The sequence below is a fragment of the Microvirga rosea genome (genome assembly GCF_020595095.1).
Taxonomy (GTDB): Bacteria; Pseudomonadota; Alphaproteobacteria; order Rhizobiales; family Beijerinckiaceae; genus Microvirga; species Microvirga rosea.
The window spans coordinates 401,318-417,069 of the sequence record NZ_JAJDOP010000004.1; the positions used below are offsets into that span (position 1 = coordinate 401,318).

Annotated in this window: 17 protein-coding genes and 1 pseudogene; 9 read left to right on the top strand and 9 right to left on the bottom strand. The window is 62.7% G+C overall.

The features are described 5' to 3' along the window. Positions 1 to 7 precede the first annotated feature (7 nt). The 3 genes from LJD17_RS13370 to LJD17_RS13380 form a co-directional block, all read right to left on the bottom strand. On the bottom strand, positions 8 to 481 hold the full coding sequence (locus LJD17_RS13370; RefSeq protein WP_227384678.1) for a DUF992 domain-containing protein: 474 nt from the start codon (positions 479 to 481) through the stop codon (positions 8 to 10). A 74-nt stretch (positions 482 to 555) separates the two neighbouring features. Next, positions 556 to 867 (bottom strand): hypothetical protein, encoded by a 312-nt coding sequence (locus tag LJD17_RS13375; RefSeq protein WP_227384679.1) that lies wholly within the window; start codon positions 865 to 867, stop codon positions 556 to 558. Further along, complete coding sequence (locus LJD17_RS13380; RefSeq protein ID WP_227384680.1) at positions 864 to 2,066, bottom strand: pyridoxal phosphate-dependent aminotransferase; 1,203 nt, start codon at positions 2,064 to 2,066, stop codon at positions 864 to 866. The genes LJD17_RS13375 and LJD17_RS13380 overlap by 4 nt, the downstream gene beginning before the upstream one ends. 122 nt (positions 2,067 to 2,188) lie before the next feature. On the opposite strand from LJD17_RS13380, the gene LJD17_RS13385 reads away from it, so the two are divergent. The 4 genes from LJD17_RS13385 (at position 2,189) to LJD17_RS13400 (ending at position 5,251) form a co-directional block, all read left to right on the top strand. After that, positions 2,189 to 3,178 carry a Bug family tripartite tricarboxylate transporter substrate binding protein gene (locus LJD17_RS13385; RefSeq protein WP_227384681.1) on the top strand — a complete coding sequence of 330 codons (990 nt, stop codon included), beginning with the start codon at positions 2,189 to 2,191 and terminating at the stop codon, positions 3,176 to 3,178. A 113-nt stretch (positions 3,179 to 3,291) separates the two neighbouring features. After that, a complete protein-coding gene (locus tag LJD17_RS13390) occupies positions 3,292 to 3,723 on the top strand; it encodes a VOC family protein (RefSeq protein WP_227384682.1) in 432 nt (143 codons plus the stop codon). A 112-nt stretch (positions 3,724 to 3,835) separates the two neighbouring features. Further along, positions 3,836 to 4,030 (top strand): hypothetical protein, encoded by a 195-nt coding sequence (locus tag LJD17_RS13395; RefSeq protein WP_227384683.1) that lies wholly within the window; start codon positions 3,836 to 3,838, stop codon positions 4,028 to 4,030. An 81-nt stretch (positions 4,031 to 4,111) separates the two neighbouring features. Further along, positions 4,112 to 5,251: a PQQ-dependent sugar dehydrogenase gene (locus LJD17_RS13400; RefSeq protein ID WP_227384684.1), complete on the top strand. Its 1,140-nt coding sequence runs from the start codon at positions 4,112 to 4,114 to the stop codon at positions 5,249 to 5,251. 13 nt (positions 5,252 to 5,264) lie between these two features. On the opposite strand, the gene LJD17_RS13405 is transcribed toward LJD17_RS13400, so the two are convergent. Next, positions 5,265 to 5,603 (bottom strand): DMT family protein, encoded by a 339-nt coding sequence (locus LJD17_RS13405; RefSeq protein ID WP_227384685.1) that lies wholly within the window; start codon positions 5,601 to 5,603, stop codon positions 5,265 to 5,267. Between the two features lie 245 nt (positions 5,604 to 5,848). On the opposite strand from LJD17_RS13405, the gene LJD17_RS13410 reads away from it, so the two are divergent. Continuing rightward, a complete protein-coding gene (locus tag LJD17_RS13410) occupies positions 5,849 to 6,649 on the top strand; it encodes a class I SAM-dependent methyltransferase (protein WP_227384686.1) in 801 nt (266 codons plus the stop codon). Between the two features lie 46 nt (positions 6,650 to 6,695). Here the strand turns inward: LJD17_RS13410 and LJD17_RS13415 are convergent, their stop codons facing one another. Together LJD17_RS13415 and LJD17_RS13420 are read right to left on the bottom strand one after the other, a co-directional pair. Further along, on the bottom strand, positions 6,696 to 7,493 hold the full coding sequence (locus LJD17_RS13415; RefSeq protein ID WP_227384687.1) for a C13 family peptidase: 798 nt from the start codon (positions 7,491 to 7,493) through the stop codon (positions 6,696 to 6,698). 21 nt (positions 7,494 to 7,514) lie between these two features. Beyond that, positions 7,515 to 7,769: a SemiSWEET transporter gene (locus tag LJD17_RS13420; protein ID WP_227384688.1), complete on the bottom strand. Its 255-nt coding sequence runs from the start codon at positions 7,767 to 7,769 to the stop codon at positions 7,515 to 7,517. A gap of 181 nt (positions 7,770 to 7,950) precedes the next feature. Between LJD17_RS13420 and LJD17_RS13425 the strand changes: the two genes are divergently transcribed. Next, positions 7,951 to 8,385, top strand: coding sequence for a DUF3775 domain-containing protein (locus LJD17_RS13425; protein WP_227384689.1), 435 nt, complete (start codon positions 7,951 to 7,953; stop codon positions 8,383 to 8,385). 173 nt (positions 8,386 to 8,558) lie between these two features. After that, positions 8,559 to 8,759 carry a hypothetical protein gene (locus tag LJD17_RS13430; protein WP_227384690.1) on the top strand — a complete coding sequence of 67 codons (201 nt, stop codon included), beginning with the start codon at positions 8,559 to 8,561 and terminating at the stop codon, positions 8,757 to 8,759. Positions 8,760 to 8,834: 75 nt separating this feature from the next. Here the strand turns inward: LJD17_RS13430 and LJD17_RS13435 are convergent, their stop codons facing one another. Then, positions 8,835 to 11,018 (bottom strand): esterase-like activity of phytase family protein, encoded by a 2,184-nt coding sequence (locus tag LJD17_RS13435; RefSeq protein ID WP_227384691.1) that lies wholly within the window; start codon positions 11,016 to 11,018, stop codon positions 8,835 to 8,837. Between the two features lie 123 nt (positions 11,019 to 11,141). On the opposite strand from LJD17_RS13435, the gene uvrB reads away from it, so the two are divergent. Continuing rightward, entirely contained in the window at positions 11,142 to 13,847 is a 2,706-nt protein-coding gene (uvrB, locus tag LJD17_RS13440) for an excinuclease ABC subunit UvrB (RefSeq protein WP_227384791.1), read from the top strand. Between the two features lie 10 nt (positions 13,848 to 13,857). Here uvrB and LJD17_RS13445 read toward each other — a convergent pair whose 3' ends face one another. Both LJD17_RS13445 and LJD17_RS13450 read right to left on the bottom strand, forming a co-directional pair. Further along, positions 13,858 to 14,211: a hypothetical protein gene (locus tag LJD17_RS13445; RefSeq protein ID WP_227384692.1), complete on the bottom strand. Its 354-nt coding sequence runs from the start codon at positions 14,209 to 14,211 to the stop codon at positions 13,858 to 13,860. 165 nt (positions 14,212 to 14,376) lie between these two features. Beyond that, a pseudogene (locus LJD17_RS13450) lies at positions 14,377 to 14,454 on the bottom strand (IS5/IS1182 family transposase); the annotation flags it as partial. A gap of 319 nt (positions 14,455 to 14,773) precedes the next feature. Here LJD17_RS13450 and LJD17_RS13455 point away from each other — a divergent pair. Next, positions 14,774 to 15,655 (top strand): AraC family transcriptional regulator, encoded by an 882-nt coding sequence (locus tag LJD17_RS13455; RefSeq protein ID WP_227384693.1) that lies wholly within the window; start codon positions 14,774 to 14,776, stop codon positions 15,653 to 15,655. Positions 15,656 to 15,752 lie beyond the last annotated feature (97 nt).

Here is a 15,752-nt window from a genome sequence, read left to right on the forward strand (position 1 = left end):
CGTGGCGCTAACGTCCCGGACGCAGCTCCAGATCGCCTACTCCGAGAGCGAAATTGAGGCCCGTCTGCCCGCCGACGGAGACAGGTTGAAGGGCGATATTGCGATTGAAGCCGCCGACGAGCACGTTCGCCCCGAGCCCCGCGCCGATCGTTGCCTCGGCTGTTGCTCCCACATAGTTGCCGGCCAGGGAACCCGGTCCGGGACGTCCCCCGGAAAAGACCGCCCAGGTGATGACGCCGCGGCGTGTCGCGCCGATATCGAGGCCGAACCGGCGAATGACGCCCACGTAGCGCTCGGCCGGGCCGCGACGGGGGCGGAACGTGCAAGCCGTCGCTTTCTGGGATCCCAGGATGAGACCGATCCCCCCGGAAACGTTGCAGGTCAGAACTCCAGCCCGGATGCGGCTCTGGGCTTGCGCCTCCGTGACACCGATCGAGGCGATCAGCGCGAGGGCTGCGACGGATGAAACGGCGCGAAGCATCGTGATCTCCTAAAGCTTGGCTTTACCAGGCGATCAACGGCGTGAGGGGGAACATGGTTCCCGAGGCTTCGGGCCTACCCCTCCACGGGGTTCGGGACGGCAGCCGGATCCCTGTCCTGGTGCTCTCCGCGGCGGACGATCTGCATGGATGAAATCGTGACGGGCCCGGCCCGGAGCAGGTTCAAGGCCGAAACGATCATCTCGGCCAAGCGCTCGGGCGTGACGTGGTCGCCCTCGATGTCGAAGATGAAGTCCTTCGCCTCGATGTGGCCGCCATTGGTGAAGTCGACACGGAAGTCCGACTTCACCCGATAGGGCGAGCGTTGATCGAGGCGATAGGGAGGAGCCTCGGGATCCGGGTGGAATGTCCGAGGCAGGTTTGTCACCGCAGGGATCCGCAGAAGCGCTGAATGCGGTTGCAGGCATCCTCCAGAGCCGCGCTCGACGTGGCATAGGAGATGCGTAAGTTCGGTCCAAGGCCGAACGCGGAACCGTGAACGGCCGCAACGCCTTCCGTCTCGAGGAGTTCGGAGACGAAGTCCTCGTCCGTCTGGAGAAGTTTGCCGGACGGCGCGGTCTTCCCGATCGCTTCGGCGCAGGACGGATAGACGTAGAACGCGCCTTCGGGCATCGGGCACTTAAGGTACTTCGACTGGTTGAGCATCGACACGACCAGATCGCGACGTTCCTCGAAAGCCTTCTTGAAGCGCGGCAGATGGTCCTGCGGACCATCCAGGGCCTCCACAGCCGCCCATTGCGAGATGGAGGCGGCGCCGGAGGTCTGCTGGCCCTGCACGAAATCCATGGCCTTGATCAGGTGCTCGGGGCCCGCGGCATAGCCGATACGCCAGCCGGTCATGGCATAGGCCTTGGACACCCCGTTCATGGTCAGGGTGCGGTCGTAAAGCCCGGGCTCGACCTGCGCGGGAGTCACGAACTCGAAATCACCATAGGTCAGGTGTTCGTACATGTCGTCGGTGAGGACCCAGACATGCGGGTGGCGCATCAGCACGTCGGTGATCGCCTTCATTTCCGCGCGCGTATAGGCCGCTCCGGTCGGATTCGAGGGCGAGTTGAGGATGATCCACTTGGTCCGGGGGGTAATCGCCCGCTCCAGAGGCTCCGGCTGGAGCTTGAAGTTGTGCGCCATGGTCGTGTCGACGAACACGGGCTTGCCGCCGCAAAGGCCGACCATTTCCGGATACGAGACCCAGTACGGGGCCGGGATGATGACCTCGTCGCCCGGATTCAGGGTCGCGAGGAGCGCGTTGTAGATGACCTGCTTGCCGCCCGTGGACACGATGGTCTGGGACGGCTTGTAGTCGAGGCCGTTCTCCCGCTTGAACTTGCGGGCGATGGCTTCCCGCAGGGGAACGATTCCGGAAACCGGGGTATATTTCGTCTCACCCCGACGGATCGCCGCGATGGCAGCTTCCTTGATATTGTCCGGGGTATCGAAATCCGGCTCGCCCACGGAGAGGCTGATCACGTCCCGGCCCTGGGCTTTCAGGTCCCGCGCTTTCTGCGTGATGACGATGGTCGCAGACGGCTTGATGCGGGAAAGGGCGTCAGACAAAAAGCCCATGGGAATCCTCCGGTCGGGGCGTTAGAAGGGAGCGTTGACGGCCGCGGACCGTAGTCCGCCTAGGCCGCTCAATCAAGCAAAACAGCCCACCTGCCGTGGGTTTTTAAGGAGACTTCCCGCCGATGAGCTTTTCCCTGACCCGCCGCCTTGCGCTTGGCTTTTTTGCCGGTGCGACGTTTCTTGCCACCTCCGCCATGGCTCAGGACTTTCCGGCTCGCGTCATCAAGATGGTTGTACCCTATCCGGCGGGCGGGCCCACGGACGTCATCGCTCGCATCGTCGCCGAGGAGATGGGTAAGGATCTCGGCCAGAACGTGATCGTCGAGAATCTTGCCGGCGCCTCCGGGGCGGTCGGCACCCGCACTGTCGCCAAGGCCGAACCCGACGGCTACACGATCGTCTTCGGCAACAACCAGACACACGGGAACAACATGTTCCTGCTCAAGGAGCCGGGCTACGACGCGATCAAGGATTTCGCGCCGCTCGCGGGCGCCGGCGCGTTCGAGCATGTGTTCGTGGTGAGCAACGACCTGCCGGTGAAGACGATTCCCGAACTGATCGCTCTCGCCAAGAAGGATCCGGGCAAGCTGAATTACGGCTCCACCGGCGTCGGATCCGGCTCGCACCTGGCGACGGAACTCTTCATGGTGCGCACCGGGATCAAGATGACCCATGTCCCCTTCCGTGGCGCGGCTCCGCTCGTGACGGAATTGATGGCCGGGCGCATCGATGTGTCGAACTCGACGCTGCCGAGCGTCCTCGCGCAGTTCCAGGCGGGCCAGATGCGCGCCATCGGCTTGGCCAGCCCGCAGCGCAACCCTCAGGCGCCGGACGTGCCGACCCTGCGCGAGCAGGGCATCACGGATGCGGATGCCGAGTCCTGGGCAGCCTTCTTCGCACCGGTGAAAACCCCGAAGCCCATTCTCGACAAGCTGTCGACGACGATCATCGCGATCCTGAAGAAGCCCGATGTGAAGGAGCGGATCACCAAACTCGGATTTACCCTCAACGTGCGCGATCCGGAGGCTTTCAAGCCCTACCTCGCCAAGGAGATCCAAACCTGGTCCGATGTCATCAAGGCAGCCAATATCAAGACGGTCGAACCGAACTGATACCCGCCGCATCGCCTTTCATGGCCGGGCTTCGTCCCGGCCATTTTTTGTTGGCGCCCCTCCCTGTCCGGCCGAGGCGCCCTACGTCGCTCCGGTTCATGGAGGAGCGCTGCATGGAGACTCACAAGGGGCGCCTGATCGATCACGTTCATCTGCGTGTCGCCGATCTGGAGAAGAGCCGGCGTTTCTACCGGGCCGTCCTGCGGGCCGTTGGGCGGGACTTCACCTCCGAGAGTGCCGAGCACTTCGCGAGCGACGAACTCTGGGTCGACAGGGCCGACGGGCCGGTCTCCAAGGTTCACTTGGCGTTTCAGGCATCGGATATCGAGACGGTCAAAGCCTTTCATGTCGCTGCCTTGGCTCACGGGGGCCGCGACAACGGCGGACCGGGAGAGCGCCCTTATCACCCCGGCTATTATGGCGCGTTCGCGTTCGATCCGGACGGCAACAACATCGAGGCGGTCTTCCACGGCCCGAGCAAGCGCTCGGCGGAATCCGTGATCGTAAGCGACCCACCGAGGCCTGAAAGGTTAACAAATAGTTAATTCCAGTACTTACCCGATATTGCGGAAGCAACCTTTTGGTTAACGGCCGGAACTTTCTCGATTCAAACAGGTTTTTCCTGCAACAACTGTTCAGTACATGGGGAAAACCACCATGCATACCACCCGCAGGACCCACACCTACCACGTTGCGTCACGCACCCAGAGGATCGACGCGCGGCAGCAGAGCCGGTTCTCGCTGGCCCTTGTCATGCTGATGGGACTTGCAACGATTTCGGTCATGGCGACGACCACGACCGCGCTCTCTGACCATGGGCCGATCGCTCCGCAAATGATGCTGCCCCAATAACGCGGGCGTGATGATCGCGCCGGTTGACGGCGCCATAGAAACGGCTAGCTCTCCGCCTTGTCCGGAATGATGGAGAGCCCGATGACCCACCGCCTTTTTCCCGCCCTCGCCATCGCCATCGCGTTCGGTGCTTCACCGGCCTTCTCCCAAGACACCCAGCGCCTGCGCACCGACAAGGTGGAGGTTGTCGTCGAAACGGTTGCCAAGGGCCTTTCAAATCCCTGGAGCCTGGCGTTCCTGCCAGACAACCGGATGCTCGTCACAGAGCGCCCGGGCCGCCTGCGGATCGTTTCGGCGGATGGAAATCTCTCGGACCCGATTGGCGGCATGCCCCGTCTGGCCACGCGCGGTCAGGGGGGCCTGCTCGATGTCGCCCTTGATCCCAATTTCGCCGGCAACCGCCTCGTCTACCTGAGCTTTGCGGAGGATCGGGGAGACGGCCAGGCGGGGACGAGCGTCATGCGCGGGCGTCTCGACGAAAGTGGGAAAGCTCTTGCCGATACCCGGGTGATCTTCCGACAGGAGCCTGCCTATACGGGCGGCAATCATTTCGGCTCCCGCCTCGTCTTCGACCGCAACGGCAATCTTTTCGTGACGGTCGGAGACCGCTTCGATCTGCGGGACCAAGCTCAGAATCCGGCCAATCATCTTGGCAAGGTGATCCATATCCGCCCTGAAGGCGGACCCGCACCTGACAATCCCTTTCTCAATCGCGAGGGGACGCGCCCTGAGATCTGGTCCATCGGCCACCGCAACGTGCAAGGCGCGGCGCTTCATCCTTCGACCGGTGAACTGTGGACCGCCGAGCACGGGGCGCGCGGGGGCGACGAGATCAACATCCCCAGGAAGGGCCGCAATTATGGTTGGCCTGTCATCACCTACGGGGTCGATTACTCGGGCGTGAAGATCGGCGAAGGCACCAAGAAGGCGGGCATGGAGCAGCCCGTTTACTACTGGGATCCCTCCATCGCACCGTCGGGAATGGCGTTCTATACGGGAGACAAGTTCCCGGCCTGGCGTGGCAGCATCCTGGTCGGCGCCCTGGCCGGAAAACTGGTCTCGCGCCTTGAAACGAACGGTGACCAGGTAACCGGTGAAGAACGCATGCTCCGCCAGCTCGGGGAGCGCATCCGTGACGTCCGGCAGGGACCGGACGGGTACGTCTACCTGCTGACCGATTCCGGCAATGGACGGATCCTGCGCGTCAAACCCGCGGACTGATCGAAACGCCGGCCTATCCGCGAAAGATGAAGGATGCCCCGGCCGCGATGAGCGCGAAACCGACCAGATGGTTCCATCCGAGCGGCTCCTTGAGATAGAGCACGGAGAAGCCGGCGAAGACCAGGAGGGTGATGACCTCCTGCATGGTCTTCAGCTCCGCCGCCGAATAGACCGACGATCCGATGCGGTTCGCCGGTACCGCCAGCCAGTATTCGAAGAATGCAATGGCCCAGCTGACCAGAACCGCCATCCAGAGGGCGGAGGTTTTATATTTCAGGTGTCCATACCAGGCGAACGTCATGAAGACGTTCGAGGCGCAAAGCATGGCAATGGGAGCGATGTAAGGATTCATGGGGCTTAAAAAAAAATCCGACGGGAGGCCCTGCCCTATTCGTCTCCAGGGCTCTGTCAAGTCGCAGAATAGGGCATTGCCCTAAAATGCTGCCCCAAACGAACCCGGTTCAAGGTCAACTTGTCGCAATCCGTTACGATACGTAGGTCTTCTTTCCGCAAGCGGCTTCCCGTCCTATCTTGCCGAACTCCGATCCAGGCGGCGCCATCGGCGACCGGGCTGCTCCAGAATTTTAGGGAGGGAGAATGACCGACACTGTTCTCGACGAAAACGCAGTGGCCCAGGCATGGGACGAGAATGCGGAGCGGTGGACGCAGGACGTCCGCGCAGGCTTCGACCTTTATCGTGATCTCTACACTTTTCCTGCATTTCTGGATTTCATCCCGCCCCTCAACGATCGTGAAGTCATTGATCTCGGATGCGGCGAAGGCACCAATACCCGCCACTTTGCCAGACTCGGCGGCCGCATGACCGGCATCGACCTGTCCGGAAAAATGATTGCCCACGCTCGGAGCCAGGAAGCGGAGGAGCCGCTCGGCATCACCTACGGGATCGGCTCCTTTACCGATCTGAGCGCATATAGCGACGGTTGCTTTGATGTAGCGCTTTCGACCATGGCTCTGATGGATGGACCGGACCTGCCCGCGGCGTTGCGATCCGTCTACCGGGTCCTGAAGCCCGGAGGCATCTTGTGCTTCAGCGTCCTGCATCCCTGCTTCGTCACGCCTGCGATCCAGTGGCTGGTCGATCAAGAGGGAACTCACCTGGGCTTGCGCGTCGGCCGCTACTTCGACGACGCGCCCTTCGTGGAACACTGGCGCTTCAGCAAACGCCCGGACCCTGAGCAAGTACCGAAATTTACCGTGCCGCGATTTCCCAGGATGCTGTCGGACTACATCAATTCAGTAAGCGATACGGGTTTTCAGAGCATCAGAACCGCCGAGCCCCGCCCGGACGAAAACGTCTCCGCAGCGCATCTCTGGCTCAAGCGTTGGAGGGACCATGTGCCGTTGGTCCTTTTCGTTTCAGCCATCAAGCCCCGTTGAAACCTGAATGGACGTTGCTTCGGAAAGGCGATTTTACGTTTCAGCGTCAGCAAGCCCGCTGAAGGCTGGCGCAACGCGCCCTTAGGCGTTCCAGCACGGCGTTCCCACCGGCGATTTGCGGGTTCGAGGGGTCGAACCCTTCTCGCTTTTCGCGGGCCGTGACGAGCTGCCTGGCTCTTTCGAAAGCCAGATTCAGGCGAGGCTCGGTCCGCAGGGCCTTGTTGAAGAACGCATCGCCGAAATATGTCCATGTCGCCCCGTCCTGGCAGCCGAAGGACGGTCGGTCGGCGGCCGCGGCGGTGATGACGAGGGTACGTTCGTCCGCGAGCGCCTTTGCGAAGACGCCCGAATAACAGGCCGAGACGATGAGCACCCGGTTGCGCGCCCGCCCCTCGTTGAGGAGTTCACGGACATTGTCCGGCGTCACGATGCCCTCGTCCCGGCGGGAAACCAGCCCGATGCCGTCCGGGCTTCCATGGGATGTCAGCACGAGCACGAGAACGTCCTCCTCGGGATCGAGGGCATGGCCGGCCGCCTGCGCAGCCGCCACCATGGTGGCGGGCGTCGCCCCCGAGCGGCGCTTGGTGTTGGACAGGACAATCGTGCGATTCTTGGACCCGAGCTGCTGCTCAAGGATTCGCGCGGCTCCCCTGGCCTCGCTCTCGAAGACGCTTTGCGGGCCCCACAACCCGAAAGACAGGATGTACACGTCCGTCTGGCCGGACTGATGCGGCGCGAGGTTGGAGCCTCCCGTGCGGGAAGCCCGCTGGCTGAAGGCCGCATCGGACCATCCAAGCAGAAGTGCGGCACAGAGCAGGGCGGACGTGAAAAGCCGGCGCATCATGATCTCCGGAACGGAATATCCTCATCCATACCGTAACTTCATAGCGAGGATAAGCGCCACCAGAATGAACGTGACGGCATTCGCAAAGATGATCGGAGCATTCCCGGCCAGGATCCCATAGATCAGCCAGAGGGCGACCCCTAGCGTGAAGACGCTTTGCGTCAAAAGGGACAACGACTTGGTGTCCTTGGTCCGGATTGTCCTGAACGCCTGTGGCAGCCAGCAGACGGTCGTCAGGATGGCGGCGATAAAGCCGAGGATTTCTAAACCGGACATGGAAGGGCCGAATCGCGTGGAACTATGTTCGCTTTACCACGGCTCGCCTGAAGAACCGATGAAGTTCCAGGGACCGTCCTTCCGAGCCCTCCGGCGGCCTGGACCTGCTCCTTTGATGCCCTCGATGCATTCTCCCGTCCGAACCGGTCGAACCGAATCCCTTTTTCCGGGTTTTCTCATCATGACGCAGAAAAGAGACTTTTCCCAATCCGTCTCCCTCGATATCGGGATCGACAAGGTTTGCGGCCTGATCGCTCGCGCGAAGGCCATCGATGTCAAGGAAGGCGTAACCGACCCGGCCTCAGGCTCGAACCCGATCGACGATGGGAACATCGACGCCTTGGCCGCCAGCCCTGACGACATGACCGAGGAGGAAATCCGAGAGGTTGTGGCAGGTTTGAACGACGACGAGCGTGCCGATCTGATCGCCCTGGTTTATATCGGGCGGGGCGATATGGAGCCGGAGGAATGGGCCGATGCGCTGCGTCTTGCCCGTGAGCGCGAAGCGTCAAGCTCCCTGTCGACCGCGGATTGGCTGATCGGCATCCCGAACCTCGGGGATCTTCTCGACGAAGGCCTGAATCTCCTCGGACGCAGTTGCGGCGAAGCCGACTAAGGGCTCCTGACAACCGGCAGCGCTTTCTCGGGCCTGACGACGCTGTTCCGGCGTCGTCATGGCTGTCGATAAGAATACTGTGATCGGTGGAATTCGACAGCTCTTTGACGTCCCGCCGCCGCAATTGGGACACGGATTCCATCAAGACTCCGCGCCGATTCATGGAGCGTGTCATGACCACTCATTCGCCTCTCCCTCCCCTTGAAGAAGGTGATGAACCTTCTCTGCAGGCCGTGCCTGCTCCATCTCATGACAGCCCGCCGCTTGTTCACGAAGATCGTGGACGGGACATGTCCGATCCGGCCGATCAGGAGCGCGCGCGGATCGAGCGCACGGCCCGCTATTTGAAAGGCCCCACGGCGTTTTCCGCCTGATCCGTCCTGCGAAGAAACAAGAAACGGCGGCCTGAACCTCAGGCCGCCGTTTCGCATTTGGATCTTCCCTGAAGCCTACATCTTTCCGAGTTTGACGAACTGCGTTTCGCCGGAGGAATTATCGACGCCGTCGTTGTCGGTCACGATATACGCATCACCCGCCGCATCGATCGTGAAGCCTTCGACCTTGTCCAGCACATAACCTTTCGGGGCTTTCAGGTCGGGCAGCAGATCGCGCAGAGCGGTCTTCTTGACGACGGGCAGATCGCTGCCGAGCGGTGCGGGCTTCATGTCGGCAAGGGACACCGCATAGAGCTTCTTCACCTGGGCCTTGTCGGCGATCTGATTGTCGCGCTCGATGATGATGACCCGGTCACCGGCTGCGGTAATCTCGGACAGGCCGATCCAGCCGGCCTCCGCCTTGTCGAGAGGGTAGCGCACGGCGCCCCAGCTTTTCGTCGCGGGCGTATAGGCGAGAAGCTTCACGAAGCCCTTGCCGTCGTCCGCCCATTCCCGCTGCACCGCGAGCCAGACGGTTTCGTCGGCTCCCGAGCCGGTGACGGTCACGCCCTCGTAGCCGTAGTTCTTCGCGCCCTCCTCGAGGCTCGACGGCAGGGTGATTTCCTCCTGGATCGCACCCTTTGAATCGACCTTCAGGAGCAGGTTTTTCATGCCCTTTTCAAGGTTGCCCTCCGAGGCGAGCCAGAAGCCGCCGTCGCTCGCGACAGCAATGCCTTCGAGATCGAGCTTCTCGGCCGCGGCGCCGCTGCGCGTCACCAGGATCTCACCGGTAATCGCCGCAGGCTTGCGGGTCGCATCGATGGTGAGAATGCGCGGCGCTGCGGTGTAGAAACTGTCAGTCACCGCATAGAGCTGACCGGCCTGCGTCTTGGCCGCGGCAAGGCCCGACAGAGCGCCCCAGGCGATCGGCAGGCCATCCGCGCTCTTCGCGGAACGGATCGTCGGATAAGCAGGCGCCGCGCGCTCCTTGCGCTCGTAGATCATCACGTGCGGAGCCACGCCGCCATCGCCGCGCAGATCCGTTTCGCTCGTGGCGACGAACAGGTGACGCGACGGGATGGCGAGCAAACCCTCGGGGCCGATACCGGTCGGGAGAACCTGCACCAGCTCGGGGGCCGCGCCGGTATCGCGATAAACGCCCACGACGGAGGCCCGCTCGGAGCCGACGAACAGCAGCGTGTCGCTGCCGAAACGGCCCACCTCGACACCTTCGATTTCGACGCCCTTCTTGTCGCGCTTTTCCGGATAATGGCCGAGCGCGACGATCTCATGCTCCAGGCTCGGGCCGGACTCGTAGGCGACCGAGCCGTCCTTGTTGAAGATGGTGAAGCCGCGGGTGCCGCCCTTCCAGTCACCCTCGTTGGCCGTGACGAAGCGGTTATTGTCGATCCAGTGCACACCGTCGGGCTCGCGCGGCACGCCGTTCATGCTGCCGGTGAGCGCGATCTTCCCGTCCTTCTTGGTGTCGATGGTCTTGAGGTCCACCGCGCCGGCGGAGAAATGCGCCTCGACCTGGCCCGTACGACCATCGATCACCGCGATGTGGTTGTTCTCCTGGAGCGTGACGACCACCTTGCCGGCTTCGTTGATGTCGACGAACTCGGGCTCCGGATCCTCTCCGGCAACGGTTGCCAGACCCGTCATGGTGACGGTTTTCAGGGCCGCGCAATCGAGGGCGTCGCCTTTCAGGGCTCCGATCACGACGGAGCCGGCGGGCATCTGCGGCAGGGCGCCGTCGTTCAGTTTCTCGTCGCGCTCGTTCTCGATCGCGACGGCAAGGACCTCACCGTGCGCGGCGACCGAATCCGGCTGTCCCGGCAATGCGCATTCCGCCGCGATGGACTTCCTGGCGAGATCCACCATCACCAATTTGCCGCTCGGCTTGGTGAAGCTCTCGGAGGTGTTCACCGCCACGAAGGCGCGGCCGCCCACGACCTTCACGGATGTCGGCTCGCCGCCGACCTTCAGGTGGCCGCCGGCGGCGGGCTTTGCCGGATCCGTGATGTCGATGAAGCCGATCGCCTCGCCGGGGCTGTCCGTATAGACGAGGAGCTTGCCGTCCTCGCTGGCCGAGAGGATCTCGGCGACGGTGCCCTTCTTCGGATCGGCGTCCTTCGGAAGGTTGGCGGTGATCGGGAAACTGGCGATCCGGTCGAAATACTCCGCCGCCGAGGCCTCGAGGGCCGTTCCGGACAGGAGGGTGGCGGCAAGTGCGCCGAGCGCGATACGACGATGCATGGGAGGCCCCGCTGGATGAATCGTGACCGGGCCGTCATGCCTTTGCCCCATGACGGACAGATGACGGTGGGACAACAAGAGCCGACCCTTCCCAAAACCGGCATTTCGTACCATATTCGTTCTATGGCCAAAGCACCCAAGAAGCCCAAGCTTTCCACCGGGAAGGCGACCAAACCTGATCTGAAGCCCCTGGCCCCTCATCTGGCAGAACTTCTCAATCCGGCGGTCAACCGGGAGCGGGAAGCGGCTGAGGGTTTTGCCGAGCGGGCGCAGGAAACCTTCATTCATGGCGACATTACCGATGTCGATCCGGCTCTGGCCAAGAAGCTTGGCCTGAAAGGGCCCGACGACGGTCCGGACGTGGCCGAGGAGCTCGGCGACCTCTCCCCCGGTTCCGGCGTGTCGGCCACGGTCGATGCGCTCACGAGGCTGCTGACCGAGGGCGATCCGCGTTTCAAGGGCGGCAAGGCCTGGGTGCCGCACCGCCCGCCGCGCCCCGAAAAGTCGGAAGGCGGCATTCCATTCAAGATCAAATCCGACTTCCGACCCGCGGGCGACCAGCCCACCGCCATTCGCGAACTGGTGGACGGGGTGCGCCGGGCCGAGCGCGATCAGGTACTGCTCGGCGTCACGGGCTCCGGAAAAACCTTCACCATGGCCAAGGTGATCGAGGAGACGCAGCGCCCGGCCCTAATCCTTGCGCCAAACAAGACGCTGGCCGCGCAGCTTTATGGCGAGTTCAAGTCGTTCTTCCCCGACAACGCGGTGGAATACTTCGTCTCGTATTACGATTACTACCAGCCCGAGGCCTACGTGCCGCGCTCGGACACCTTCATCGAGAAGGAAAGCTCCATCAACGAGCAGATCGACCGCATGCGCCACTCCGCGACGCGTGCGCTCTTGGAGCGCGACGACGTGATCATCGTGGCTTCGGTGTCGTGCATCTACGGTATCGGCTCGGTGGAAACCTATACGGCCATGACCTTCTCGGTGAAGGTGGGCGAGCGTATCGAGCAGCGCCAGCTCATCGCCGATCTCGTGGCCCTGCAATACAAGCGCATCCAGAATGATTTCGCCCGCGGCACCTTCCGGGTGCGCGGCGACGTGATCGAACTCTTTCCCGCCCACTTGGAAGACCGCGCCTGGCGCATCGGCCTGTTCGGCGACGAGATCGAGAGCATCGTCGAGTTCGATCCGCTCACGGGCAAGAAGACCAACGACCTGCAATTCGTGAAGGTCTACGCGAACTCGCACTATGTGACGCCGCGCCCGACCTTGCAGCAAGCCGTGAAGGGCATTCAGGATGAACTGCAGCACCGCCTGCAGGAACTGACCCGCATGGGCCGCCTGCTGGAAGCGCAGCGCCTGGAACAGCGCACCCAGTTCGACCTCGAGATGATCGAGGCCACGGGCGTGTGCAACGGCATCGAGAACTATTCGCGCTATCTCACCGGCCGCAAGCCGGGCGAGCCGCCGCCGACCCTGTTCGAATACCTGCCGGACAACGCCCTCGTCTTCACCGACGAGAGCCACGTGACCGTGCCGCAGATCGGCGCCATGTATCGCGGCGACTTCCGCCGCAAGGCAACCCTCGCGGAATACGGCTTCCGCCTCCCGTCCTGCCTCGACAACCGCCCTTTGCGCTTCGAGGAATGGGATGCCATGCGTCCGCAATCGGTGCATGTCTCGGCCACCCCCGCCAAGTGGGAGATGGAACAGACCGGCGGCATCTTCGTGGAACAGGTCATCCGTCCCACGGGCCTTGTCGATCCGGTGGTGGAGATCCGCCCCGCGCGCTCACAGGTCGACGATCTCGTGCACGAGGTGAAGGAGCTTGCCGCCAACGGCTACCGCACGCTCGTGACGACGCTCACCAAGCGCATGGCGGAAGACCTCACGGAATACATGCACGAGAACGGCATCCGCGTGCGCTACATGCACTCGGATATCGACACCCTGGAGCGCATCGAGATCATCCGCGACCTGCGGCTCGGCGCCTTTGACGTGCTCATCGGCATCAACCTGCTGCGCGAGGGCCTCGACATTCCGGAATGCGCGCTCGTCGCCATTCTCGATGCGGACAAGGAAGGCTTCCTGCGGTCCGAGACCTCGCTGGTGCAGACCATCGGGCGCGCGGCGCGTAACGTGGAAGGCAAGGCGATCCTCTACGCCGACAAGATCACCGGCTCCATGGAGCGCGCCATCGCGGAGACCAGCCGCCGCCGCGAGAAACAGCTCGCCTACAACGCGGAGCACGGCATCACGCCGCAGAGCGTGAAGCGCAACATCGCCGACATCCTGGAAAGCGTCTACGAGCGCGACCACGTGTCGGTCGATACGGGCCTCGCCGAGAAGACCGTGGGCCACAACCTCAAGGCCGTCATCGCCGACATGGAAAAGCGCATGCGCGAGGCCGCCGCCAACCTGGAATTCGAGGAAGCCGCGCGCCTGCGCGACGAGCTCAAGCGCCTCCAGGCCACGGAGCTCGCCATCAGCGACGATCCCCTCGCCCGCCAGGGACAGGTGGAGCGCGAGGCGGGCCGCTATTCGGGCTCGCGGAAATACGGCCAGAGCGCCAACCTGCCCCCGAAGGGCCTCGGTCCCTCACCGGAAGGCGCCAGCGCCGGCGACGAGGATGCCGACGCCTACGGCCCCACCGGCAAAGGCCGCTCCGACGAGGGCACCCGCATCCGCAAGCCCGGCCTCGACGAAATGGGCCCCGGCACGGACCGGGAAGTTCCCCTCAACTTCAAGGAGCGCCCCCTCCCCCGCTCGACGCAGGGGCATGGCGGGCAGAAGCCGAAATATAAGGGGCGCAAGGGGCGGTGAAGCACCGCAGTCAGGGATTGGGTTCGAGAAAAAGCGGAGCGAGGATGATCGGCATCCAGATGCCGACGAGCATGGCGGTGAGATACCACATCAGGCGCCCCCACGCTCCCGCCCGTCTCGCATAAAAATAGAAGTTGGTGAAGAACTTCCATTGCCAGCGCGGCGTCATCGCCACGAAGATCAGGGACGGCTGTCGGCCAAGTCCTTCCCTTTCGAACACATCATAAAAGATCGCCGTTTGAGTGCGGATCAAGCCGATGATGCCGACGAGCGTCAGCGCCCAGAATCCAAAGAGCAGGACAACGACCAGCGGCGAAGTCGTGAAGTCAAATTCCGTCCTAGCGAAGTGGTATTCCACGTGCATGGCACTCGATCCTTTGCGCTTTTATGATATATTGTTTTGTTTACAGAGCCTTCAAGTGCGATGGCGCACGGATGGATCGCAGGAGGGAAGCCGAAGTATAAGGGACGTAAGGGGCGGTGAGCCTGGGCTGCAGGCTCGTCAGCGGAGTCACGGTCGCAGCGAGGTGAGCTTGTCATAGCGCGCGGCGACACGTCGGAAGTGCTTCAGCTTGGAGAGGAAGCACTCGATTAGACCGTGCTCGCGCTAGAGCTTCTTGCCGAAGCAGGTCATCGAGCGCCGGACCTATTTTTGCCCGTGCTGCCTGCTAATGGGCATGAAGGCAGATGCGGTCGATCATCCGGATTCTGCCATCGTGCTGAACGCCGAAGCTTCTATCGGCCAATCCCGGGCACAGGCTCTCCGCCGTCGCACGAAGCGGTCGTAAGGGGCAATGCGCGGTCCATAGCATTCTGGCAGGTCGCGCCAGTGGGCAATGACCCGCGACCAGGGATGAAACCGCAAGATCGGTCGAGCGCTACATTAGCCGAGGATCTAGTTTGAGCTGCCACGGAGAACAGGACGAATGACCGCAGCGCTTCGGAACTATCATGAGCGGATGCAGCGGGCGCTGGAGTATATCGACCAGCACCTCCATGACGATCTCGATCTAGATGTTCTGAGCGGTGTCGCAGCCTTCTCGAAGTTTCATTTCCACCGGCAGTTTACGGCGACCTTCGGGTTATCCGTGTATCGCTACGTCCAGCTCGCCCGCATGAAGCGCGCCTCATACCGGCTGGCCTACAGGAACGAGGAATATGTCACCGAGATAGCGATGGATGCCGGTTACGATGCACCGGATGCCTTCGCCCGCGCTTTTCGGCAACGGTTTGGGCAATCGCCTTCGTCGTTCCGGAAGTCTCCCGACTGGGAGCCGTGGCTTGCGGCCTTCGGGCCTCTCGACATTGCCAGGAGCAAGCTTATGCAGAAGACCTTTACCCACAAGGACGTGACAATCCGCAACGTATCCCCCACGCCGATAGCGATCATGGAGCATCGAGGAGACCCGTCTACGCTCGGCGCCACCATCCAGCGGTTCATCGCGTGGCGCAAGGCCGCCGGTCTGCACCCCAGGACAAATCCGACCTTCAATGTCTGGCGTTCCGAACGGCGTCCTGCCTCGCCTGCCGGTTATAGCGTGGACCTTTGTGTCGGGACCGACAAACCGATCGTGGCGAACGGCGAGAAGGTCAAAGCCAGCGAGATCCCCGGTGGACGCTGCGCGGTGCTGCGCGTCGTCGGCAACACTGACAATCTGGAGCCAGCCGCGCTGTACCTCTATCGTGAATGGCTTCCGGCCAGCGGCGAGGAAGCACGCGACTTTCCGATCTACTGCCAGCGGCTGAGCTTTTTTCCGGAGGTGCCGGAGCATGAGACGGTGGCGGAGCTGTTTCTGCCGCTGAAATAGCGCCTTTTGACGGCGGCTTGTCTCTTCCGATTGCAAGGAACGGATAGGCCGCTGCCATGAGGTGGCGCCCTGAGCGACGAAGACCCGCGCTCAAAAT